Raw genomic sequence first — 21,026 nt, 5'->3', positions numbered from 1 at the left:
AGCCAGTAAGAAAATAAATCTTTTAATAAAGGAGTGATATCGATACTATGAGGTTAAATATTCATCTAATAATGGGGTTAAATGAGGACTCAATAGGTCCGGCAAAATATCTTCAAAACCGACATGAAGTTGTATTCATCGTGGATCATACTGTCAAAGGAGTACACAAACAAAAAGACTTTACATTTGTCGACCAAGCATTTGTAGATGCAATTGATCACACCTTATTTAAGGTATACGCCTATGAACCACCTTATAAAAGAGCTCGAATTCTGAAAGGTACAAGATCTTTAATGATCGAGAAGAGAGTAGATAGAAAAAGCGATTAAACTACGGTGTTAAAAAACAGTAACCTGTGCAAAAACCTATTCGGATTATTAACTATAACGTCTGCATAATTTTTAAAAACGTGCCTTGATTCTTAGACCAGCATTTTTGTAGATTCTAGTCCTAGTATTAATGAAAGAAAACGAGTTGAACTATTTTATTCCGTACGTTGTGAGAAAAGTGAAAGTTGTTTAAAGCTTGTCTACATAAAATTCGAAAAACGTATGGTAAAGCTTCCAGAATGGGCTATGTATGATTAAGAGTAGGGGTAGCCTTTGTAAAGGTACCCCTACTCTGTGTTTATTTATGAGACTGCTAAATAATCGTAAGTCCTGGTTTTTAGTAATGTCCTTGATGCCCCATATGATCATGATGCATGGGATACCCTTGATGTCCATATGGGTATGAATGCCCTTGATTCCAATATGGATATGGATACGGATAATAAGGATACGGATAATAAGGGTATTGATAAATTGGATATATCTGGTGTCCAAAATGAAAGTTGGGACTTTCATGACGATGCTCTCTTTCATGACGAAAATCTCTTTCATGCTCAAACTCTCTTCCTTGAAATGGTCTAACCATTCGATCACTCCTTTTTTCTTTCCTTTTAACATATGGGAGCTTCGAACATAAGGGGTGGGCTTATAGAACGCTTTTGATTGCAACAAGTTTTGTGGAGAAAATCATTTCCAACTTAAAATAAGCAAAAGGCAGCCGAAATCGCATCTACGGCAGCTTACTTTAGTTGTACGTCCATTTTAGGTGCACAAATAGGAGAGTGGGCAGAAGCGAAGCCAGATAGAACTCAAATCCAACGAATGCGATTGATTGAGCATAGGTCTTGTTTGCAAGTACCTGTGTAATAAGAAAGAATGCCATTTTCAGACAACCAATCAGAGATGAACTCATCGTGTTTATGGGCACAAATGGCTACACAAAAAAATAAAGCCAAGTATGTTATAATAGTTATGCAAGTAACCACTTAATGGGTAGACTGTTGTTGTAATTATCAACATGCTCAGCTCGATTAAGTCAGGGTTTACCTGTTTTCCTGTCCTTTTGGAGAAAGAAATGAATGGCCTTTCCAAACCCACTTTATCCACCCAGATTTAGACCATCGCAATGAGCTCCGATAAATGACCATTAAATTGTTTATCATTTAATAAGTGAAAAACCATATTGACAAACGTGTTTTCACTAACAGACCTGACTAATAAGTTACCCATGATACACATCTTTATTAGCAGTTATTCCAACCAAATAAGAACCATGAGATTTTTTTTTTTGATTTGTTTGTTTTATTAACTATTGGGTTTTACAAAATTTTGAATTCTCCCACAAAAGGCAGGAATAAAATTTGAAGTTTCACACATAGAAAGGAAGTTGATATGTATGAGATCTGGCCAAGTAGCAGATCACATAGTAGAAGGAATGAATGATGATTATTCATTAGATAGGATCCCACGTCCAAAAAGGACTATGGGTTGGTTGAGTATTACCAATATTACTTTTGGAATCGCCACAGCCATTTTTTACTTTCAAATGGGCAGTGTTATGGCGCTTCAATTTGGTGCTATAAATGCCATCATCTCAGCCATTTATGCAATCATTGTTGCAGGTATTCTGGGCACAATCATTGTATATTTGTCTGCTAAATCTGGCATGAACGTAAACTTGTTATCTAGAGGGGGATTTGGCTACATAGGCGCTTCTTTAACCTCATTAATTTACGCATCTAATTTTATTATGTATTGTGCATTTGAAGGCATGATATTAGTATCCGCTATCAAAGCATACTTCCCATCCATCCCCATGTGGATTTTAATTATTATTTTTGGAACAATCGTTATTCCATTAAATTGGTTTGGTATTAAGCAACTAGATAAATTGCAAAAATGGTCCTTACCGTTATTCGGTATTTTTTTAATATCAGCTATTTTAGTTGCGCTCAACAAACCATCAATATATGAGGGAAGTTTTTGGACTTATATGCCTGAAGGGGTACAAGCTGGTGGTTCTGCTTTGCTGCTTTGTATCGGTATGCAACACGGAATAATGGGCTTAACAGCTCTCCTTGCATCAGATTATGCACGTTTCCTTAAACCAAAAGATCTTAAAATCGGATCTTTAGCAATCGGATTTATTCCGCAAATTTTTTGTTTTGGTGTCATGGGCGGCCTTGGAATATGGTTTGGGGTTCGTATAGGAGAGTCAAATCCGGGCATTTACATTGTTTTACTCTTAGGTCTTGGGGGCGTATTGTTTACAATGCTGACTCAAATCCGAATTAATATCACGAATATATACAGTAGTTCCCTGTCACTTTCCAATTTCTTTGAAAATGTTTTTAGATTCAAACCAGGCAGACGATTTTGGGTTGTAGTGGCTGGTGTAGTATCGATGATATTGATGCTAGGTGGCATCGTGAATCATTTAGATACTGCCATGACGTTCCAGGGAGTCTTTTTGTTAACTTGGGCAGCCATTTTAGTGACTGACGCTTTAATCGTGAAAAAACTATTAAAGATTGGTCCACGTTATTTTGAAGCAAGACAAGAGAATCTGTATAGATGGAATCCAGTTGGAGTCGTTCCTTTAATTGTAGCAAGTGGTTTAGGCACGATTGCGGCCTTGGGATACATGGGTCCATTTTTACAAAGCACAGCCGCATTTTTTGCAGCAATTCTAGCAGCGATCCTCACTGTTATTATAGCGATTACAACAAAAGGGAAGTACTATGTTAAAAAGGATCCAGATGACATACCAGAAGAGGATTATATTGCATGATGAAGGAAGCAAGGGGACGGTTCTCTTGCTTCTTTTTTTTATTTGTTTTATTGAATTTATCAGTAGGTTTTGAAGGATTACCGATTTAGATGTGGAATAAAACATAGAATGATCCCCCCTTTTTTTCCTAATGTCATTTCCCTCCCACTCCCGGTTTTATTTAACTTTTATTCCCAATTTTTTTGTTGATAATTCAGATTTCGTAAGGAGCCAATGAAAATGAGAAAGAAAAATCCAGTTCAAAGTGGTGATCAAGATGCCTCGGGTAGCTAGGGTAAGCAGTAAAAATGGAATCTATCACATTATGTTGAGAGGTGCCAATAAGCAGGAGATATTTCACGATGATGAGGACTGTGTAAGGTTTCTCGAGATTATCGAAAAATATAAAAGGTTATCAGAAATGAAAGTATTTGCTTGGTGTTTAATGAATAATCATGTACATCTTCTTATAAAAGAAGGCAATGAACCAATTTCAATTACAATGAAACGTATAGGTGTGAGTTTTGTCTGGTTCTATAACTGGAAGTACAGCACAACTGGTCATCTATTTCAGGATCGGTTTAGAAGTGAAAATGTAGAAACGCGTAGATATTTACTAACGGTCATCAGATATATCCACCAAAATCCAGTAAAAGCGGGAATCGTCAATCGAGCGGATGAATGGAGATGGAGTAGTTGTCGAGAGTACTACGGTAAACATGTACATCTTAGGGGTTTACTGGATGCTGATTATATTTTTAGGCTGATTTCTGAGGATACATCGATTGCTAAAGATAGATTTAAAGAATTTAATGAAAGAAAAAGTAATGATCAATGTCTAGATGATCGAGTAAATGAAAGAAAAAGATTATCAGATCAGGAGGCACGGCAAGAAATTAGACAGTTGCTTGGCACGATTGAGATTGCACAAGTTAAGAGTTTATCTAAGGTGAAAAGAAATGAAGTGTTGCGGCAAGTAAAATTAATCAATGGATTATCACAACGTCAAGCTGCAAGAATTTTGGGTTTTTCACCAAACCTTATATTTAAGGCATAGGCAAGTGGGAAGCAAGAGAACCGTCCCTCTGCTTCTTTTTTTGTATTGAAAATCAAAATTGGGGGAGATTATGATGAATACAATTGCATTTTAGGAGGATAACGTGAAAAATACATTTCTAATACTTAGCGTGTTATTGATTAGTGCGGTTATGTTGAATCTAGGGAATTTGAAAGGTTCATCCACGACGAAACCAATGGAGATCTCAGGGGATTCCATTACAACACTGGCACCACAAAAGAATGTAGAAAATGAAGATTTACATAGGAAGATTCAATCATATGCAGAGGAGCATGATATAAAACCAATTGATGCAACTGTTGATAGAGTATGGAAAGCAATTCCAGGCTATAACGGATTACTAGTTGATATCGAAGCAAGTTACCGAAAGATGTTGGCAGGTAACGATTTTAAAACCAATCAGCTGGTTTATAAAGAGGTTTCACCAAAAGTTCATTTGGAAGACTTACCCCCATCACCTATTTATAAAGGAAACCCTGAAAAACCTATGGTCGCTTTATTAATAAATGTTGCGTGGGGCAACGAATACATCCCAGACATCCTAGAAGTTCTGAATGAGTCAAAAGTCAAGGCTACCTTCTTTTTTGATGGCAGTTGGGTTAAAAAAAACCCGGATTTAGTTACAATGATTAATCTAGCGGGACATGAAATCGGAAACCATGCGTACAGTCATCCTAATCTTAAACAACGTTCTAGGGATGAGACAATGGAGGAATTGAAAAAAACGAATGATGTTATTGAAGAAACACTTGGTCTGAAACCGATCTGGTTTGCTCCGCCAAGCGGAAGTTTTAATCAGGAAACGATTCATGTTGCCAATGAACTCGGCATGAAAACCATTCTATGGACGGTCGATACGGTTGATTGGAAAAAACCATCGACATCAGAAATGGTTAGGCGAGTTGTGACAGGAGTGGGAAATGGCTCAATGGTTCTTATGCATCCTACAAAACCTACCGCCGAGGGGCTGAAGATGATGATCAATGGTATTCATGAAAAAGGATACCAACTAGGTACCGTCAGCGAACTTATGAGTGAAAAACGAATTTAGGAAGCAAGGGGACGGTTCTCTTGCTTCTTTTTCTTTTGACAGATATAGCTGCATATAGAATTTCATGAATCCAATAACCGATACAATTGTTGGATTCTTCTATATGTATAAAGATATAGGTTGGGTGCCACCCAAGGAAGCAGTTCAGATATCTGGACATCCCTTACCTTATTCCAAAAGTTCATGTGACGAAAAAGATGAAGGTTACATAAACATATATATGGCACGTAAAAAAGGAGGGGATTTTGTGCATGGACATGAAATTTTGGGAATGAGATTGAACAACCAAGGTGTTCATATTCACCAATATTCCACGCAAACAACAATCAATGATGGCCTTTCTCATACAGTGCAGGGAGAAACCTCACCAGCCTATAACATGATGGGCCACGTTCATTATTATTAGGGAACCTCTAGTTTTGTAGATGGGCATGTTCATGAATTTTCAGGTACTACCACCTTTGAAGATGGCCACGTAATTATTACTCGGGATTTACAAGAAGGAATTTTGAGTGACAGTTACAAGTGCAACAAATAACTTGGATTATGAACCACAATTGAATTAAAGATAACAAGACCACCTTAAATCAGTAAATCACCAGGTGGTCATATAAGAAAACCTATCAATCACTAAGATGTTAGGTTTTCTTTTTGAATAAAAAACCCCCTGCATGGTTGTTAAACAACTTTGCAGGGGGTGATAGTATAGGGGAGTAGGAAGCAAGAGAACCGTCCCTATGCTTCCTGCTTTTTATTTTTCTGTAACAATTTATATGTATTCTTTTTATAAAACTCCACTCCTGGCTGATCAAACGGATTGACGTCCATTAAGTAGGCACTCATCGTACATGCTTTCATAAAGAAGTACATTAAATAACCGACATGATAGGCATCAAAGTTCTCAATTTCTAAATGCATCACCGGTACGCCGCCATCCGTATGAGCAGAAGCTGAACCAATAAGTGACTTTTTGTTAAAGTCATGGAGTGATGTATCACATAAATAGTTCAATTTATCAAGATTTTGTCGATCTTCACTAATGTAAAAATCATCTGCTTTATTCACAAAAGAAACCATCGTTTCAAATATATTACGTTTTCCATCTTGAATATACTGACCTAAAGAATGTAAATCGGTCGTATATACAACGGAAGCCGGGAAGATCCCACGTTGTTGTTTCCCCTCACTTTCCCCAAAAAGCTGTTTCCACCATTCATGCAAGTACATCAATTGAGGTTCGAAACTTGCCAAAATCTCTGTTGAATAATCATTGTTATAAAAATCTTGACGAAGAACTGCGTATTGATAAGCAACATTTTTCTCGATGTCAGCTTCATTCAACTCAAGTTCAGCGTTTTTTGCCCCATCAAGCAAGTCACGAAAGGAAAGTCCCGCAACAGCTACCGGTAACATGCCCACCGCAGTGAACACCGAGTATCTTCCACCAATATCACTTGGAATAACAAATCGTTGATAGCCATTTTGAGCAGCCAATTCAAGAAGTGCCCCTGATTCACCATCGGTAGTCGCAATAATCCGACTTTTCGCTTCAAAGCCATACCGATCTTCCATGTACTGTCTTAACACACGAAACGCAATAGCGGGTTCAGTTGTAGTGCCAGACTTCGAAATGACATTCAACGTAACTTCTTTTGAATCCAAATACTTCATCAATTGTTTCAAGTAAGAACCACTGACATGTTGACCTGCATAAATAACTTCAGTTTGATTATCTTCCGGAAAATGTGGTTTCAGCATCTCAATGATCGCTTTCGATCCTAAATAAGAACCACCAATTCCAATCACCACTAAAACATTCGAATTCTCTTGTATTCTCTTAGCCGTCTCTTCAATCTCCTGAAAGAAACGCTCGTCCACACGACTAGCCCAATCCAACCATCCAAGGTAGTCAGACCCTTCACCAGTATGCTCATGAATCATCGTATGAATAACAGGAACTAAATCAATCTTGTCATACTTTTGATAGTCTAACTTAAGAAACTGAGTATCTAATTTAATGGTCATAACAAACTCCTTAAAAAGTAAGATGTTAAAGTGTCTTAATAATATCATATTGGATGGTAGGAATATGGATAATACATAATTAATTTGGTATAAAATATTTCCTGTTATGGTTCGAGTTTATTCGACATGGTTAATAAAGTGGCTAAAAACAAAATGAAGTTTATCAGAGGTAAATTGTACAAATTAATATGTTCTTCTTTTTAAAAGATTGTAATAGTTACTTATATTAAAGTCTACAAATGATATAAACTATTGATGGGAGTATATTCCTTTATTTACAGAGGAAGTAGGTGGATTAAGGCAGAAGGATTCATTTTGTGAAATTATTACTCCAGTGACTTCAATTACAAAAATGTAGTATAACGGAAGTAGAGAGATGGGAAAAGTAATTAAGGAAGTTATTGGAACTTATATTGGTTTTCATATTAAAGTATTAAAGTTTAGCATTTCACGCGTCAGTGCAGGTGGATTTAGTGATATTACTTCGAATCATTGCTTTAATAGTGAGATTATGCATTTATTAGATAAAGGAGTCATTTCACAGGCTGGTACATTTGGTATATCAGAAAGTGGCGCGTGAAGAAGTGGCTATCATGGTTGGCAAAATTTGTAACAATAAAATAGAAGAGGTAACTTATGGATGCAGAAAATCATAGACAAAATACAAATGCAGAAGTGAAAAATGTATATAACAAAAGATATAAGTCAAGAGATGAAAGAAAAGAAGCATTAAAGAATGCTTTAGAAATTCGGAAATTTGAAATTGAGATGTATTGGAAACGAGCCACGTATTTTTGGACAATTATTGCAGTCATTTTTACTGGTTATTTTTTATTAGTTAATGCCGGTGGTTTAATGAAGTATCCAAATTTAGTTTTTCTGGTTAATTGTGTTGGATTTATATTTTCTCTCAGTTGGTTCCTAGTTAATAGGGGGAGTAAATTCTGGCAAAATAACTGGGAGAGACATGTTGATTTACTAGAAGACGAATTTATGGGACCACTTTATAAGACGGTAATTCAGACTGGGGACTTAAAATGGTGGCATTTACATAAAGAGGATAAATACTCAGTTTCAAAAGTTAATCAACTCTTAAGTTTATATGTCGTTGCCATTTGGTTCTTTGTAGGTCTGAATCATCTAATATTCAAATTAAATTTAGAACTTAGTACGAATTGGCCATATATAATAATAATGAATTGGAAGAGTATTGTTCTGGCTATTATTACCATTTGTACAACCTATGCATTATTACATTATGGAAAGTCTGATCCTGTTAAGCAAGGAACTCGCGATAAGTTACAAATAGACCAAAGATAATAAGTACCTCTTAGTGGGCAAATAGAAAATGAGAAATGTCTATAATAAAAATATGATGAACGTTATCATAAAATTTAAGAACAATGTAAAGTAGGTAATATAGGAAAGCATAAATCATTAGTTTGTCACTTCTTTCATTTCCCCAAACTATTTTGTCCACGGGCGCAGAAATGGTTTTTGTACTGAATGAAGCAAATATTGAGTGGGACTGTTGTTTGCTTTGTTAATGCACTAACGACAGCGGGAACTCCAACAATGGTTATTAGTTCAACTAAAGCACATCGTTTAAAATCAGTGAAAATAATTACCAAGAACACTGAGAACATTGCTATTATGACAGTGTTCTCAGTGTTCTTTTGTTCGTCAGCGACCTATATCAGTGTTCTGGAATAGTTGAGAGGTAATCAGCCAGGTGATCGAAGGTTCCTGAAAAGCCTTCATGAATCATTTCTTGCGACTCTTCGTAAGTTTTCATTTCCTCCTCAGTTGGGGATACAGGTGTTCCAATCATCGTCAATATGGTTTTACCTTCATGCTCGGTGAATGTAAAAGTATTGAGAATTTCCAATGGCCAGTTGTCGTGAAAAGGAGCACGTACGATGTTCCCCTTTTCATCAGAAAAGAAAGAGGTGTAAACGAGTTTTTCTGGAGCAATTACTTCATGATAAACAAATTTGACCCACATTTCATGACCGTCAGGAGACGTCTGGCTGTAATGGAAGACACCATCCTGATGAAGCTCAAACTTTGAAATATCAAAAGCCCATCCTTTTGGGCCCCACCAGTTCTGCAGATGTTCTGATTCGGTAAATGCCTTGAATACCAGCTCAAGAGGAGCGTTGAAACTACGTGTGATTTCGGTTTTTGTATACATTATAGTCCTCCAATTATTTCTATGATTTTGTAGCTCCGTCAGATAAAGTTCCAAGTTGTAGTGTTCCGCCCAAATATTACGACTCCAATCATTTCATATGAAGGAAAGGCAACAATAAATTATTTACTTATTCTACTCCTAGCTGAATCTTTCTTTGAAGCTACAGGCAAATGAGAAGTGGCTTTGGAAAGTCCGAACTTTGGCATATTGTTATAGATAGCCTCTGATGCACCCTTTTCAATTATGTATGTTTCATGGTATATCCCAACACTACCGTCATCTTTAATCTTTTGGTTAAAGTTTTTCCAAGCAACAGCATGAGTATTCCCATGAGCATATGCCTCCAAATCATCAAAGCTCCTCCAATACTGGATCAGTGTGACTCCTCTCCAGCTAAAAAGAAATTCAGTGTGGCGGAACCCCAGTTCAGGATTTTGATATAATTCTTTTATCATAGGACCCATTGCCTGAAAAACTGGTACCCACTTTGTAAATGAAAAAAATTTATTAATACGCATTCCAATAATAAATAAGACTAAACTCTCCTCAGTATTTGCAGTAAACCTACCGTCAAAAATATTCTTCCCCAAAACTTCACCTCCTAATTTGTGATTAAAGTACTATATTCTCTATTTCTTCATAAATATCCTTTTCACTAACCGAAGCAAGGGGACGGTTCTCTTGCTTCTTAAATGGAGTAGTTGCCCGGAGTACTACGATAAATATGTTCATCCGAGGAATTTACTGAATGGTGAGTTTATTCTTAGGCTGATTTCTGAGGATTTAAAAATTGCAAAAGAAAGGTTTAAAGAATTCAACGAAAGAAAAAATATAGACCAATGTCTAGATGATCGAGTGAATGAAAGAAGAAGTTTATCAGATGAAGAGGCAAGGCAAGAAATCAAGCAGTTGCTTGGCGCGATTGAGCTTCCCCAAGTAAAGAGTTTGTGTAAGGCGAAAAGAAATGAAATATTGTGCCAAGTAAAAGTAATTGATGGATTATCACAACGACAAGCTGCAAGAATTTTGGGTGTTTCTCCCAACCTTATTTTTAAAGCAGGAAAGTAGGAAGCAAGAGAACCGTCCCTTTGCTTCTCCTTTGCTTCTCCTTTGCTTCTGAAAAAATTAATAAAATTATTCACAAAATCGATTGTTATATAATAATATAAAAAATAAAATCTGTTATATAACAAATAAAGGGGCGATCAGGTGATTGAACGAAACGGCTTAAAGATCGCAAGTGAGTTGTATCGCTTTGTTGAAGAAGAGGCGTTACCGGGAAGCGAAGTTTCAAGTGATGCATTTTGGGCTGGATTCAGTCAGATTATCAACGAACTGGGTCCAAGGAATCGAGAACTGTTACACAACAGGGAACAGCTCCAAGAGAGGATTGATCAGTGGCATCAGCAAAACACTTGGACTGGAAATCGACAAAAGTATGAGTCCTTTTTAAAAGAGATTGGGTATTGGGAGCAAAAAGGGGAGTCCTTCAAGATTTCCACAACTAATGTAGATGATGAAGTTGCCATACTGGCAGGACCCCAGTTAGTAGTCCCGGTTAATAATGCGCGCTATGCCATAAATGCAGCAAATGCGCGATGGGGAAGCTTGTATGATGCTCTTTATGGAACAGATGCAATTGGTGAACAAAATGGTGCGGAAAGGGGAGCTGCATATAATCCGGTTAGGGGACAAAAAGTGGTTGAGTTTGCCCGTAACTTCTTAGACCAGATTGCTCCTTTAGTTAAGGGATCACACACTCTTACGACAGAATATCGAATGGAACAAGATAAACTGGTCATTGTTCAAGGGACAGAGAAAACGGTTTTGCAAGACCCCTCAAAATGTATCGGATTCACTGGTGACAAAGCTTCGCCCACTGCAATCCTTCTTCAAAATAATGGGCTGCATGTAGAGATTCAAGTTGATCGACACCATTCCATTGGAAAAACGGATGCAGCAGGAGTAAAAGACTTACTGATTGAATCGGCTTTAACAACCATTATGGATTGCGAGGATTCAGTGACAGCGGTTGATGCAGAAGACAAGGTGCTTGTGTATCAAAACTGGCTGGGCCTGATGAACGGAACACTCACCGCAACTTTCAAAAAGGGGCAGCGTGATGTAACTAGAAAGTTAAATGCTGACAGAATGTATCACACGATTAGCGGAAAAGAACTTATTATACGTGGACGTTCGCTATTACTTATCCGCAATGTTGGTCATTTAATGACATCCAATATGATATTGGATCAACAAAATCATGAAGTTCCTGAGGGAATAATAGATACAGTGATCACCAGTTTACTAGCTAAACACGACTTACTACGAAAAGGCAATTTGCATAATTCCGAAAAGGGTTCTGTTTATATCGTCAAACCGAAAATGCATGGATCGGCAGAAGTTGCTTTTGCCAATGAGCTGTTTAACCGAGTGGAAGATTTACTTGGGCTTGTCCGTTATACGCTGAAAATCGGTGTCATGGATGAGGAAAGAAGAACTTCCTTGAACCTTGAAAATTGTATACGTCAAGTTAAAGAACGAATCGTTTTCATCAACACTGGTTTTTTGGATCGAACAGGAGATGAAATTCATACTTCCATGTATGCCGGTCCAGTTATTCGTAAGAATGAAATGAAACATTCCACATGGCTTCAGTCCTATGAAAAATCGAATGTGGATACGGGGTTGACTTGTGGACTTCCAGGTCGTGGACAAATCGGAAAAGGCATGTGGGCAATGCCGGATCGTATGAAGGATATGCTGGAACAGAAAATGGGTCATCTACTAGCAGGAGGCAATACAGCCTGGGTACCCTCTCCAACGGCTGCAACATTGCATGCATTACATTATCATCAATTGTCTGTTGCACGTGTCCATGAAAAACTAATACACGAGATTCGCGACAGAAGTACAGATATATTAACACTACCATTAGCTGAAGACGGATGGTCACCAAGTGAAATCCAACAAGAGCTCGATAACAATGCGCAAGGGCTTCTTGGATACGTGGTTCGTTGGGTAGAGCATGGCATTGGCTGCTCAAAAGTGCCTGATATTCATGATGTTGGTTTGATGGAAGACCGGGCGACGCTTCGTATTTCGAGTCAGCATATGGCCAATTGGCTTCATCATGGGGTCTGCACAGAGGATCAAATAATGGAAACGCTCAAAAGAATGGCCAAAGTCGTGGATGAACAAAACAGTGAAGATCCAGCTTATAAATCTATGTCGTCCGATTTTGAACAATCCATTGCTTTCCAAGCAGCCTGTGAGTTGATATTTAATGGACACAACCAGCCAAGTGGTTATACAGAGCCTATTTTACATCGCCGACGCCGAGAATTTAAATGTAAGAATAAAAATAAAATGATGGAGGAATTTAATTGAGATTACGACAAGCGGTACAGCATAGTAGAGAACTGATTGAGAGATGGATTAACCAGCATGTATTAAATGGAAAAACAAATGATGAACTTGAAGGAACACTATTTGTATATGGCAACGAAGTTCATAGCTTACTAAAAACATCAGCGGGAGATTGGGTGTTAGAGCCCCAAGATGTTCCGCAGGTAGTTGTCTTTAGAAAAGAAGAAGAATCCGAACCAATCAATATGTGCTGTGCATGCGGTCAGGATTACGCTAGTTTTAAAGACTCCATTCAGTGCTGTGCCTATCTGGATTAATTTTTTGTCTCATCTGTTATATAACAAATAATTAATTATAAGTATGTATTATAACAAAAATTGTAAAGGGAGAGAATTTAATGACAAATCACAAGCTGCAAGCGGAACAATTAATGGAGAGTTGGAATCAAAAGCGTTGGAAAGGAGTAGAACGACCATATACCGCGGAAGATGTAGTGAAGCTAAGAGGATCAATTGTGGTGGAACAAACACTTGCGACTTTAGGCGCGAATCGACTATGGAATCTTGTAAATACGGAAGACTATGTGAATGCACTTGGAGCTCTGACAGGCAATCAAGCGATGCAACAAGTCAAAGCAGGTTTACAAGCCATCTATCTGAGTGGATGGCAAGTAGCTGCAGATGCCAATCTATCTGGTCACATGTATCCAGACCAAAGCCTATATCCAAGCAATAGCGTACCTCAAGTTGTAAAAAGAATAAACCAAACGCTACAACGTGCCGATCAAATCCAGCAAGCTGAAGGAAAAGGCGATACGTATTGGTACGCTCCAATCGTCGCAGATATGGAAGCCGGATTTGGAGGAACGCTAAACGTGTTTGAACTGACCAAGTCGATGATTGAAGCAGGAGCTGCCGGTGTTCACTTGGAAGATCAGTTATCTTCCGAAAAGAAATGTGGTCACTTAGGTGGCAAAGTATTGCTCCCAACTCAAACAGCAGTACGCAATTTGATTGCTGCACGATTGGCAGCGGATGTCATGGGCGTGCCAACGATTATTATTGCACGTACCGATGCCAATGCGGCAAACCTGATCACGAGTGATGTTGATCCGTATGATCACCCATTCATTACAGGACAACGCACGCCGGAGGGTTTCTACCATACAAAGGATGGAATCGATCAAGCCATCTCCCGTGGGCTGGCGTATGCGCCTTATGCTGATTTGATTTGGTGTGAAACTTCCGAGCCGAGCATTGAGGAAGCAAGAAAGTTTGCAGATGCGATTCACGAAAAATTCCCAGGAAAGCTTCTGGCATACAATTGCTCACCGTCTTTCAACTGGAAAAAGAAACTGGACCAGGTAACGATTGCAACCTTCCAACAGGAGCTAGGCAAGATGGGGTACAAATTCCAGTTCGTTACACTGGCAGGCTTCCATGCTCTGAACTATGGCATGTTCGATTTAGCCAAACGCTATAAAGAATCTGGAATGGCGGCTTATTCCGAATTACAAGAAGCTGAGTTCGCGGCTGAAGAAAGTGGCTATACCGCAACTCGACATCAACGTGAAGTCGGAACAGGATACTTTGACGAAGTTTCCCTAGTCATTTCAGGAGGCACTTCATCCACCACTGCTTTGAAAGGGTCGACTGAAGTGGAACAGTTTGCAGAGCATCTCAATCATTGACAGATAAATTTGCAAATGTATATGAGATTTATTGGAATCCAGCATTCAAGCCATAAAAATCCGACACTAAATATCTTAGATGGTAACGTAATCCCCTCCAAGAAACCTTCCCCGAGACGACATAAAAAAAGAGTAGCATTCATTTTGAACGCTACTCTTTACTAAATTATTAATAATAATAAGATGGATCGCTAAACATTGCGCCAAAGATGCCAAAAACAACCGACAAGATAATCCAAATACCCAATGAAACTAATGACCAAATGAGTGCTGATTTTGCAGCAATTGGCTTACTATCCTTCCAAACGAAAAATAATACAACACCTAAAATTGGGATACAGCAAAATGAAAGTAAGTTTACCGCAATATTCGGCTTATCATCTCCTACATTTCCTGCATGCCCATTTTTAATACGAACTCCGCACTTAGGACAAATTTCAGCTTGAGCAGAAATCTGCTCACCACAATGTGGACAATACATAAAAAAACCTCCAACCAGAAATAATATATTATGAATCTACTCACTAAATAATTGATATAAATTTTGACCTAGATGAACATTAAACATGGTAACATCTACAATGAATAAAATGATCCCAACGCCTGCTAATAAGCCTGTTATAAATCTTCTACTATTCGTGCTTTCCCACTTCTTATAAAGTTGGCCGGTACCATCAATAACCATAGGTATGAGTAATAGAATTGAAACTATGAAAGTAAAAGAAATAACAAAAAGTAAACAAATGATTGCAACTAAATAACCACACATAATTCCGGTACACCTAGCACAAATAGGAAATTGTTTTCCTCTAAAAAAGAAGGATCGTTCTGGTATTCGATGACACATAAATAAGGAACTTACTAATCTGTCCATGCTTTTCACCTCACTAAACCATTAGGAATCAGAAAAATTCCCAATCTCGAACCACTTTACCTTCTTTCTTCTTCTTCGCTATTAAATACGCGTCGATAACAGCAAGAGGCAACGTAATAATAGCAGATAAACCAAATGTTATCATTCCAATAATGATGCCTACAACAAGCATTGTTATACCTTTAGCCGTTTGACCCAAAACAATTTGACCTAATCCTAAAATGAAAAATGAAAGTAATGCCATTAACCAAGGTTCTTTTTCGCCGTTTGAATTATTATTCTTACGTTTCAAACTGACCCCACATGAGATACATATTTCCTGATTCTCTTTAACACTTGAACCGCAACCATGACAATAATTTTTGACGGTAAAAGTACGAACCCCGCATTTAGGACAAATTTCAGCTTGATCAGAAATTGTCTCACTACAATTAGTACAGTGCATTGTTAATCCCCTATCTTAATATAGTATGTATCTATTCTAATAGACACTATAAGAGTACCAAAAATGATAATAATTGTATGTATGTTCAGGAAAAATATTTATTTACTGGTACCTTTGTAGCAAACAAATAAGATTCTTAGCTATATTTATATAAATTTTCTAGAAGCCATCAACGAATTAGTTGTTGGCTTCTTTGGGTGCATAGTGATGAAGGTGCATAAGTAGTCATGAATTTCATCGTGCCACTCAAGAAAACAAGTTAGATATTTGACTACAAATAATCAAGACTGTGATCGATTAAACGGAACAGCCTTTCCTTAGAACAAAGTTCATGTGTCGAATTAGATGCAATTAACATAAACATATAAATGGTACGTAAAGAATAAGGAGTGGATTTTGTGCACGGACATGATATTTTAGGAATGAGATGGAACGACCAAGATGTTCATATTCACCAATATTCCACGGAAACGACGATAAATGATGGGCATGCACATACCGTGCAGGGAGAAACCGCTCCAGCCCATAATATGATGGCCCATGTTCACTATTATGAGGGAACCACTACTCTTGTAGATGGGCATGTTCATCATTTTTCAGGAATGACGAGACCTCCTGTATATTTGAGCGATGGGACACACTACCATGAATTTGCAGGAACCACTACCTTTAATGATGGCCATGTACATCATTACTCTGGATTTACTGGAAGGAATTTTTGATATCAGGAACCTTTGTATTAAGCAACTAAGATGATTAACTACATTGGTTGGACCCTGTATTCACAAAATGGAAACTTGTGTCATCTATTTATGCGGCGAAACCGTAAAGGAGTTCGACAAACCATTGAAGATGACATCGAAAATACCATCGAAACAATAAACTTGTATATGGTTCTGGTTAATAACGATCAAAAAATGATCAGATTTTATGCAAAACAAGATGGAATTTTTACTCTCGTCGGCAGCCAAGGAAAACGGCCATAATAAATAGCTGTTTAATTATTAAAGATTTGAACCTGATTCCAATGGAGTTGGGTTTTTTCTTTTCTAGAATAGATGGACGAATTGAAAAACGAAGAAATACTATTGAAAAATTATAAACTAAGAGGTGAGACCCTAATGATGAACTATACAAGTGAACTGGACGATTAACTGGAAATGCAAAGCCTGGAAGCCAGAGAAAAACCTTCGGCTGCTTTTTTCTATGTAACCGGAATCGATTCTTTCGTTCGTCCAAACTCAAACTCTATCGAGGATAAAGTGAAGATCGTCTCTAATGGTTGCTAGACATATATATAGTAGTGAATGTCGATCGTAATCAAAATATTCACTACATATATACAATACTGTTGAAACCTCTAGTATTCGTTAAATATTGTGGTTGAGCAGATGAAAATAAATAACTATTCATCCCATTGACTTCTCCTATACTATTGTAATATAAAGGAAGTATGAGAGGTAGGAGAAGTAATTGAAGAAGTTATTAGCACTTATATTGGTTGTCATTTTAACCGTTTCAACATTCAGCTTTTCGCGCGTCAGTGCAGCTGGATTTAGTGATGTACCATCGAATCATGGCTTCTATACTGAGATTATGTATTTAGTAGATAAAGGGGTCATTTCTCAGACTGGCACATTTGGTGTCGATCAGAAAGTGACACGTGAAGAAGTGGCTGTCATGGTATCAAAAGCTGTCGGGTTGAGTGGAGGAAAGACAAAAACGCCTTTTAAAGACGTTCCTTCAACATCTGCATCATCAGGTTACATCAAATCTGCAGTGGATGCAGGTGTCCTGTCAGGTTTTACGGATGGCACATTCCGTCCTAAACAAATCGTTAATCGTGGTGAAATGGCAATTTTCCTTGCCAAGGCATTCAAGTTAACGACAGAATCCACAACAAAATTCAAAGATATGTCTTCATCAATGGCTTCTTACATTTCAGTCAAGAAGATTGTTCAGGCCAAAATAACAACCGGTTACTCTGACAGTACATTCCGACCGACTCAAACATTGACACGCGGTCAGATTTCCGCATTCCTGGCTCGTGCAATGGGTGCAGGGAAGGAAAGCGGAGCCGCTAAGACTTATAGCACGAAACAAATCGTGGCTATGAATGATAGTAAAGTAGTGTTGATCGAGACGGATGTCTCTCAAGGAAGCGGGATCGTTATTGCCAATGGCTTAATCTTGACGAACCATCATGTCATGAGGGGCGCAAGCAGTGCAACAGTTATTTTCAATGACGGAACAGAATATCAGGTTAGCGGGGTTGTTGAATCAAACCCTAAGAAGGATATTGCCATTATCAAAACATCCAAGACTTTCAATGTTTCGGGTGTTAACGTAAGGTCTTCAAGCCAAGGGTTGTCAAAAGGTGAAAAAGTGGTCGCGATTGGCAGTCCACAAGGCTTACAAAACACTGTTTCGGATGGAATTATCAGTGCATTAAGAGTCATTGATGGGGTATCCACCATCCAAACAAATGCCGATATTGACCAAGGAAGTTCTGGTGGGGCATTGTTCAATGAAAATGGACAACTAATCGGCATGACCAGCAGTGGTTATGACGACGTAATGGCTAATCTCAATTTTGCTATTGCCACTGAAGAGTTTGTACCACTCGTAAACAAGTATAAAACGATGAACTTCGGCAGCGTCCCTGCTTCTTTCATTCCATCACCAACACAGGTCCCTGTTCTTGGGAACGTGGCTTTGGGTATGACGATGGAACAAGTGAAACAATTGACACAAGGAAACTATGTAGAAGAAGATGCAACTGAACTGTTCTATTCGGATGTAAATGCATTCGGCTATCAAGCAGACGTCATTTACGAATTCCAGAACAATAAACTGTTTGCCATGACTGTCTATCACTATATTGCAAATCAAACCGAGGTTGAGATTTTGGAAGATTACTTCTATGGAATGTATGATGATCTCGTGGAAACATATGGAGTAGCGGATGACCTGAATCGTGACTGGAATGATGACGAAGAAGACTATTCGTTATATGCATACTGGATGACACCTGCCCATCATCTACTCCTATCGGTCACTATGACAATCGATAATGAATCTTTTGGTGGCATTCGATTCGAAGTATTGTAATAGTTTAATAGTGTGAATTAGGGAATCCAACAGCTAGTTAGGTGTTGGTTTCTTTTTTTATAATCAGCAGATACCTGTTTATGTACAACAATTGTATAATTTATTTTAGATATATAAAGACGGATTATGATAAAAGGAGTGGAGAAATATGAACTTAACCTATGAAGTACTGCCAGATGAAAATATTGAACTCTGTAGAGATGCCTGCAATGAACTTATGGCCTTTCAGAAATCGAAAGCTTCCATCACACCCGAACTGTTTGACAACATGAATTTTGACACACGGTTGATTCCTTCCATTAATAAAGCAATCCACAATTATACAGTGATAGTTAAAGATGAAGATCAAATAGTAGGGTATGTATATTCAAATATTTCTCCAAAAGAGACCTATTCAAATGACTTTGCAACTTTCTTTAATCTTGCCACTGTCAGTGGAAATAATGTAGGCTGTCTGTCCCAATTTTATATTAAAGAAGGATACAGAAAGTATGGGATTGGATCTACCCTTTTCACTATGTCGATGGAGTGGTTGAAGCAATTTGAAGATGTTGAGGATTATTTTATCTTTGTCTCAAATGGCAATGATGATGCATTGGAATTCTATAAACGAAAAGGGTTTTCTGTCAGTCATGACATATTGGATGGTTTTATTACGGTGTTACGGAAATCTGCCAGAAATTGAAGTTGAAAAAGGCGGCTGATTTTGTCTCATCAGCCGCCTTTTCATTGATTAGTTGTACTCGATTTTCGAATTAATATAAGTTCTTAACTCATTTGAAACCGCTATCTGTCTCTTAGGAATTAAGTAAGCATTCATTGCGCCAACATAAAGATAAAAATTGTTGTCGTCCTCTTTCAAGGTTTTTAAGCCTTCCCAACTCACTTTGGTTTCACCAAATTTGGTGGTAACGACTATGCCATCCTCTTTAATCGACATGTGCTGGTCACCAAGAATCCCTTTGTTGTCACCTTCTTTTAGCATTTTCTTTACATTTTTAGCAATGGTACGTGTGAAATATTTTGGATAGAAGATGATCCATACAATGCTAAACAATAAGCTAGTTACTAGCATCGCAGACAAAGATGTATCCAAAATAAGCGTCATAAAATAAGATAACGCAATAATAAAGACTGGAAGTAAAAATCTTTGGATCCTTAAAGCTCGGATGCCAGTTTTTGAATTGTTCATATGGTACAAGTTAAATGATATGTAATCGTCTTCCGTTAGGTTATAACTAATCTCCATTTATCCCACTCCTATTTTGCTTCATTATAGATACGCCAATATTCCTAATTCTTTTAGATTAATCATAATCGACGTCAACCTATAAAACTAGTAGGTCCTTCATAAAAGTAGTCCTTTTCATGTCGAACGTTGTCGAGATTCTTATCTGTTTATTCATAAGTAATTCCAATATAATAAGCTTTATATGACAAATTACATAGATTAAAGAGGTTTTGTTGATGGAAAATTTCAGCGAAGTGTTTAACTGGTCAGCGTTAGGAAAGCTTTTCAAAGTTATGGGTAGTCCAAATGGCATAATGGGATCCATCATTTTATTTATATTAATCGCTGTTTGTTAATCGAACACTGAAAGAACATTTCGAAGTGAATCTACTTAAAAAGCTAGTGGGATTTATAAAGAATGGTCCAAATAAAAATAAGTATGACGAAGAAAGAGAAGATTTTTATCATGTTTCCACTCGACCAGAGTTTGTGGACTATCAAAATAAAATCTTACAAAAAATATATTTCGAGTATGAGTTATTAGCTTTATTTGATAAGAAATATCCTATCGTCATTCACGAGGCGAAAGAAAATTTTTCTTATCCGCTTAAGGAAAATCTTTTGCGGTTTTCCAAACTTACGAGTACAGAAATCCCCAAATTCGATTTAGATAAAACTCAAAAACACTACTATAATATCATGGGCCCGACCATTAAGAGACCGGATATGGTTGGGTTTGAAATAGATGAGATTTTCTTAGATGAAGATAGTAAAGTGGAAGGATTCTCTGCGAAGGTTTGCCAATATAAACATAATGTTGTGACGAGCCCTATCCTTGATTATGAATTGCTAAAGTGAA

General features: G+C 37.6%; 24 protein-coding genes. 16 read left to right on the top strand and 8 right to left on the bottom strand.

Features of this window, described 5'->3' with window-relative positions:
• Positions 1-47 precede the first annotated feature (47 nt).
• On the top strand, positions 48-329 hold the full coding sequence (locus GY23_RS05925) for a hypothetical protein (RefSeq protein WP_075618307.1): 282 nt from the start codon (positions 48-50) through the stop codon (positions 327-329).
• A gap of 337 nt (positions 330-666) precedes the next feature.
• Here the strand turns inward: GY23_RS05925 and GY23_RS05920 are convergent, their stop codons facing one another.
• Complete coding sequence (locus GY23_RS05920) at positions 667-915, bottom strand: hypothetical protein (protein WP_075618306.1); 249 nt, start codon at positions 913-915, stop codon at positions 667-669.
• Positions 916-1,725: 810 nt separating this feature from the next.
• Between GY23_RS05920 and GY23_RS05915 the strand changes: the two genes are divergently transcribed.
• The 4 genes from GY23_RS05915 to GY23_RS05900 all read left to right on the top strand — a co-directional run bounded on the left by GY23_RS05915 (position 1,726) and on the right by GY23_RS05900 (position 5,634).
• On the top strand, positions 1,726-3,120 hold the full coding sequence (locus GY23_RS05915; protein WP_075618305.1) for a purine-cytosine permease family protein: 1,395 nt from the start codon (positions 1,726-1,728) through the stop codon (positions 3,118-3,120).
• 256 nt (positions 3,121-3,376) lie between these two features.
• On the top strand, positions 3,377-4,156 hold the full coding sequence (locus GY23_RS05910) for a transposase (protein WP_075618304.1): 780 nt from the start codon (positions 3,377-3,379) through the stop codon (positions 4,154-4,156).
• A 103-nt stretch (positions 4,157-4,259) separates the two neighbouring features.
• Positions 4,260-5,228 carry a polysaccharide deacetylase family protein gene (locus GY23_RS05905; RefSeq protein WP_245827594.1) on the top strand — a complete coding sequence of 323 codons (969 nt, stop codon included), beginning with the start codon at positions 4,260-4,262 and terminating at the stop codon, positions 5,226-5,228.
• Between the two features lie 64 nt (positions 5,229-5,292).
• A complete protein-coding gene (locus GY23_RS05900) occupies positions 5,293-5,634 on the top strand; it encodes a hypothetical protein (protein ID WP_161487575.1) in 342 nt (113 codons plus the stop codon).
• Between the two features lie 329 nt (positions 5,635-5,963).
• On the opposite strand, the gene GY23_RS05895 is transcribed toward GY23_RS05900, so the two are convergent.
• Complete coding sequence (locus GY23_RS05895) at positions 5,964-7,253, bottom strand: glucose-6-phosphate isomerase (protein ID WP_075618302.1); 1,290 nt, start codon at positions 7,251-7,253, stop codon at positions 5,964-5,966.
• 376 nt (positions 7,254-7,629) lie between these two features.
• Here GY23_RS05895 and GY23_RS05890 point away from each other — a divergent pair, with 376 nt between their 5' ends.
• Positions 7,630-7,833 (top strand): hypothetical protein, encoded by a 204-nt coding sequence (locus GY23_RS05890; RefSeq protein WP_075618301.1) that lies wholly within the window; start codon positions 7,630-7,632, stop codon positions 7,831-7,833.
• 56 nt (positions 7,834-7,889) lie between these two features.
• Positions 7,890-8,573 carry a RipA family octameric membrane protein gene (locus GY23_RS18550; RefSeq protein ID WP_075618300.1) on the top strand — a complete coding sequence of 228 codons (684 nt, stop codon included), beginning with the start codon at positions 7,890-7,892 and terminating at the stop codon, positions 8,571-8,573.
• A 376-nt stretch (positions 8,574-8,949) separates the two neighbouring features.
• Here GY23_RS18550 and GY23_RS05880 read toward each other — a convergent pair whose 3' ends face one another.
• Both GY23_RS05880 and GY23_RS05875 read right to left on the bottom strand, forming a co-directional pair.
• Positions 8,950-9,447: an SRPBCC family protein gene (locus GY23_RS05880; RefSeq protein WP_075618299.1), complete on the bottom strand. Its 498-nt coding sequence runs from the start codon at positions 9,445-9,447 to the stop codon at positions 8,950-8,952.
• Positions 9,448-9,566: 119 nt separating this feature from the next.
• Positions 9,567-10,037: a DUF4188 domain-containing protein gene (locus GY23_RS05875; RefSeq protein ID WP_075618298.1), complete on the bottom strand. Its 471-nt coding sequence runs from the start codon at positions 10,035-10,037 to the stop codon at positions 9,567-9,569.
• A 91-nt stretch (positions 10,038-10,128) separates the two neighbouring features.
• On the opposite strand from GY23_RS05875, the gene GY23_RS05870 reads away from it, so the two are divergent.
• The 4 genes from GY23_RS05870 to aceA all read left to right on the top strand — a co-directional run bounded on the left by GY23_RS05870 (position 10,129) and on the right by aceA (position 14,506).
• Positions 10,129-10,515 carry a hypothetical protein gene (locus GY23_RS05870; protein ID WP_211270645.1) on the top strand — a complete coding sequence of 129 codons (387 nt, stop codon included), beginning with the start codon at positions 10,129-10,131 and terminating at the stop codon, positions 10,513-10,515.
• A 141-nt stretch (positions 10,516-10,656) separates the two neighbouring features.
• Complete coding sequence (locus tag GY23_RS05865) at positions 10,657-12,837, top strand: malate synthase G (protein WP_075618297.1); 2,181 nt, start codon at positions 10,657-10,659, stop codon at positions 12,835-12,837.
• On the top strand, positions 12,834-13,133 hold the full coding sequence (locus tag GY23_RS05860) for a hypothetical protein (RefSeq protein WP_075618296.1): 300 nt from the start codon (positions 12,834-12,836) through the stop codon (positions 13,131-13,133). The genes GY23_RS05865 and GY23_RS05860 overlap by 4 nt, the downstream gene beginning before the upstream one ends.
• Positions 13,134-13,213: 80 nt before the next feature.
• Positions 13,214-14,506, top strand: coding sequence for an isocitrate lyase (gene aceA / locus GY23_RS05855; RefSeq protein ID WP_075618295.1), 1,293 nt, complete (start codon positions 13,214-13,216; stop codon positions 14,504-14,506).
• A gap of 169 nt (positions 14,507-14,675) precedes the next feature.
• On the opposite strand, the gene GY23_RS05850 is transcribed toward aceA, so the two are convergent.
• From GY23_RS05850 to GY23_RS05840, 3 genes are read right to left on the bottom strand one after another with little or no spacing between them, the layout of a single operon-like run.
• Positions 14,676-14,987: a zinc ribbon domain-containing protein gene (locus tag GY23_RS05850; RefSeq protein WP_075618294.1), complete on the bottom strand. Its 312-nt coding sequence runs from the start codon at positions 14,985-14,987 to the stop codon at positions 14,676-14,678.
• A 36-nt stretch (positions 14,988-15,023) separates the two neighbouring features.
• Complete coding sequence (locus GY23_RS05845) at positions 15,024-15,353, bottom strand: DUF2085 domain-containing protein (RefSeq protein ID WP_245827620.1); 330 nt, start codon at positions 15,351-15,353, stop codon at positions 15,024-15,026.
• Between the two features lie 55 nt (positions 15,354-15,408).
• Positions 15,409-15,825: a zinc ribbon domain-containing protein gene (locus tag GY23_RS05840; protein ID WP_075618292.1), complete on the bottom strand. Its 417-nt coding sequence runs from the start codon at positions 15,823-15,825 to the stop codon at positions 15,409-15,411.
• Positions 15,826-16,223: 398 nt separating this feature from the next.
• On the opposite strand from GY23_RS05840, the gene GY23_RS05835 reads away from it, so the two are divergent.
• The 4 genes from GY23_RS05835 (at position 16,224) to GY23_RS05825 (ending at position 19,621) form a co-directional block, all read left to right on the top strand.
• Complete coding sequence (locus GY23_RS05835) at positions 16,224-16,547, top strand: YmaF family protein (protein ID WP_075618291.1); 324 nt, start codon at positions 16,224-16,226, stop codon at positions 16,545-16,547.
• Positions 16,548-16,577: 30 nt separating this feature from the next.
• A complete protein-coding gene (locus GY23_RS18210; protein ID WP_211270644.1) occupies positions 16,578-16,811 on the top strand; it encodes a hypothetical protein in 234 nt (77 codons plus the stop codon).
• A 487-nt stretch (positions 16,812-17,298) separates the two neighbouring features.
• Entirely contained in the window at positions 17,299-18,936 is a 1,638-nt protein-coding gene (locus GY23_RS05830; RefSeq protein ID WP_075618290.1) for an S-layer homology domain-containing protein, read from the top strand.
• Between the two features lie 148 nt (positions 18,937-19,084).
• Positions 19,085-19,621, top strand: a complete 537-nt coding sequence (locus GY23_RS05825; RefSeq protein ID WP_075618289.1) for a GNAT family N-acetyltransferase — start codon at positions 19,085-19,087, stop codon at positions 19,619-19,621.
• Between the two features lie 48 nt (positions 19,622-19,669).
• On the opposite strand, the gene GY23_RS05820 is transcribed toward GY23_RS05825, so the two are convergent.
• Complete coding sequence (locus GY23_RS05820) at positions 19,670-20,185, bottom strand: YcxB family protein (RefSeq protein ID WP_075618288.1); 516 nt, start codon at positions 20,183-20,185, stop codon at positions 19,670-19,672.
• A 363-nt stretch (positions 20,186-20,548) separates the two neighbouring features.
• On the opposite strand from GY23_RS05820, the gene GY23_RS05815 reads away from it, so the two are divergent.
• Positions 20,549-21,025: a hypothetical protein gene (locus GY23_RS05815; RefSeq protein WP_075618287.1), complete on the top strand. Its 477-nt coding sequence runs from the start codon at positions 20,549-20,551 to the stop codon at positions 21,023-21,025.
• Position 21,026 lies beyond the last annotated feature (1 nt).

This window comes from Paenisporosarcina indica, assembly GCF_001939075.1.
Taxonomy (GTDB): domain Bacteria; phylum Bacillota; class Bacilli; order Bacillales_A; family Planococcaceae; genus Paenisporosarcina; species Paenisporosarcina indica.
This window is presented reverse-complemented; position numbering and strand designations above follow the sequence as displayed.

Coding starts and splice junctions, on each gene's coding strand:
- aceA (WP_075618295.1), top strand. CDS start 13,214: ATGACAAATCACAAGCTGCAAGCGGAACAATTAATGGAGAGTTGGAAT.
- GY23_RS05890 (WP_075618301.1), top strand. CDS start 7,630: ATGGGAAAAGTAATTAAGGAAGTTATTGGAACTTATATTGGTTTTCAT.
- GY23_RS05920 (WP_075618306.1), bottom strand. CDS start 915: ATGGTTAGACCATTTCAAGGAAGAGAGTTTGAGCATGAAAGAGATTTT.
- GY23_RS05880 (WP_075618299.1), bottom strand. CDS start 9,447: ATGTATACAAAAACCGAAATCACACGTAGTTTCAACGCTCCTCTTGAG.
- GY23_RS05915 (WP_075618305.1), top strand. CDS start 1,726: ATGAGATCTGGCCAAGTAGCAGATCACATAGTAGAAGGAATGAATGAT.
- GY23_RS05925 (WP_075618307.1), top strand. CDS start 48: ATGAGGTTAAATATTCATCTAATAATGGGGTTAAATGAGGACTCAATA.
- GY23_RS18210 (WP_211270644.1), top strand. CDS start 16,578: ATGATTAACTACATTGGTTGGACCCTGTATTCACAAAATGGAAACTTG.
- GY23_RS05825 (WP_075618289.1), top strand. CDS start 19,085: ATGAACTTAACCTATGAAGTACTGCCAGATGAAAATATTGAACTCTGT.
- GY23_RS05850 (WP_075618294.1), bottom strand. CDS start 14,987: ATGTATTGTCCACATTGTGGTGAGCAGATTTCTGCTCAAGCTGAAATT.
- GY23_RS18550 (WP_075618300.1), top strand. CDS start 7,890: ATGGATGCAGAAAATCATAGACAAAATACAAATGCAGAAGTGAAAAAT.
- GY23_RS05820 (WP_075618288.1), bottom strand. CDS start 20,185: ATGGAGATTAGTTATAACCTAACGGAAGACGATTACATATCATTTAAC.
- GY23_RS05910 (WP_075618304.1), top strand. CDS start 3,377: ATGCCTCGGGTAGCTAGGGTAAGCAGTAAAAATGGAATCTATCACATT.
- GY23_RS05840 (WP_075618292.1), bottom strand. CDS start 15,825: ATGCACTGTACTAATTGTAGTGAGACAATTTCTGATCAAGCTGAAATT.
- GY23_RS05845 (WP_245827620.1), bottom strand. CDS start 15,353: ATGTGTCATCGAATACCAGAACGATCCTTCTTTTTTAGAGGAAAACAA.
- GY23_RS05895 (WP_075618302.1), bottom strand. CDS start 7,253: ATGACCATTAAATTAGATACTCAGTTTCTTAAGTTAGACTATCAAAAG.
- GY23_RS05900 (WP_161487575.1), top strand. CDS start 5,293: ATGAATCCAATAACCGATACAATTGTTGGATTCTTCTATATGTATAAA.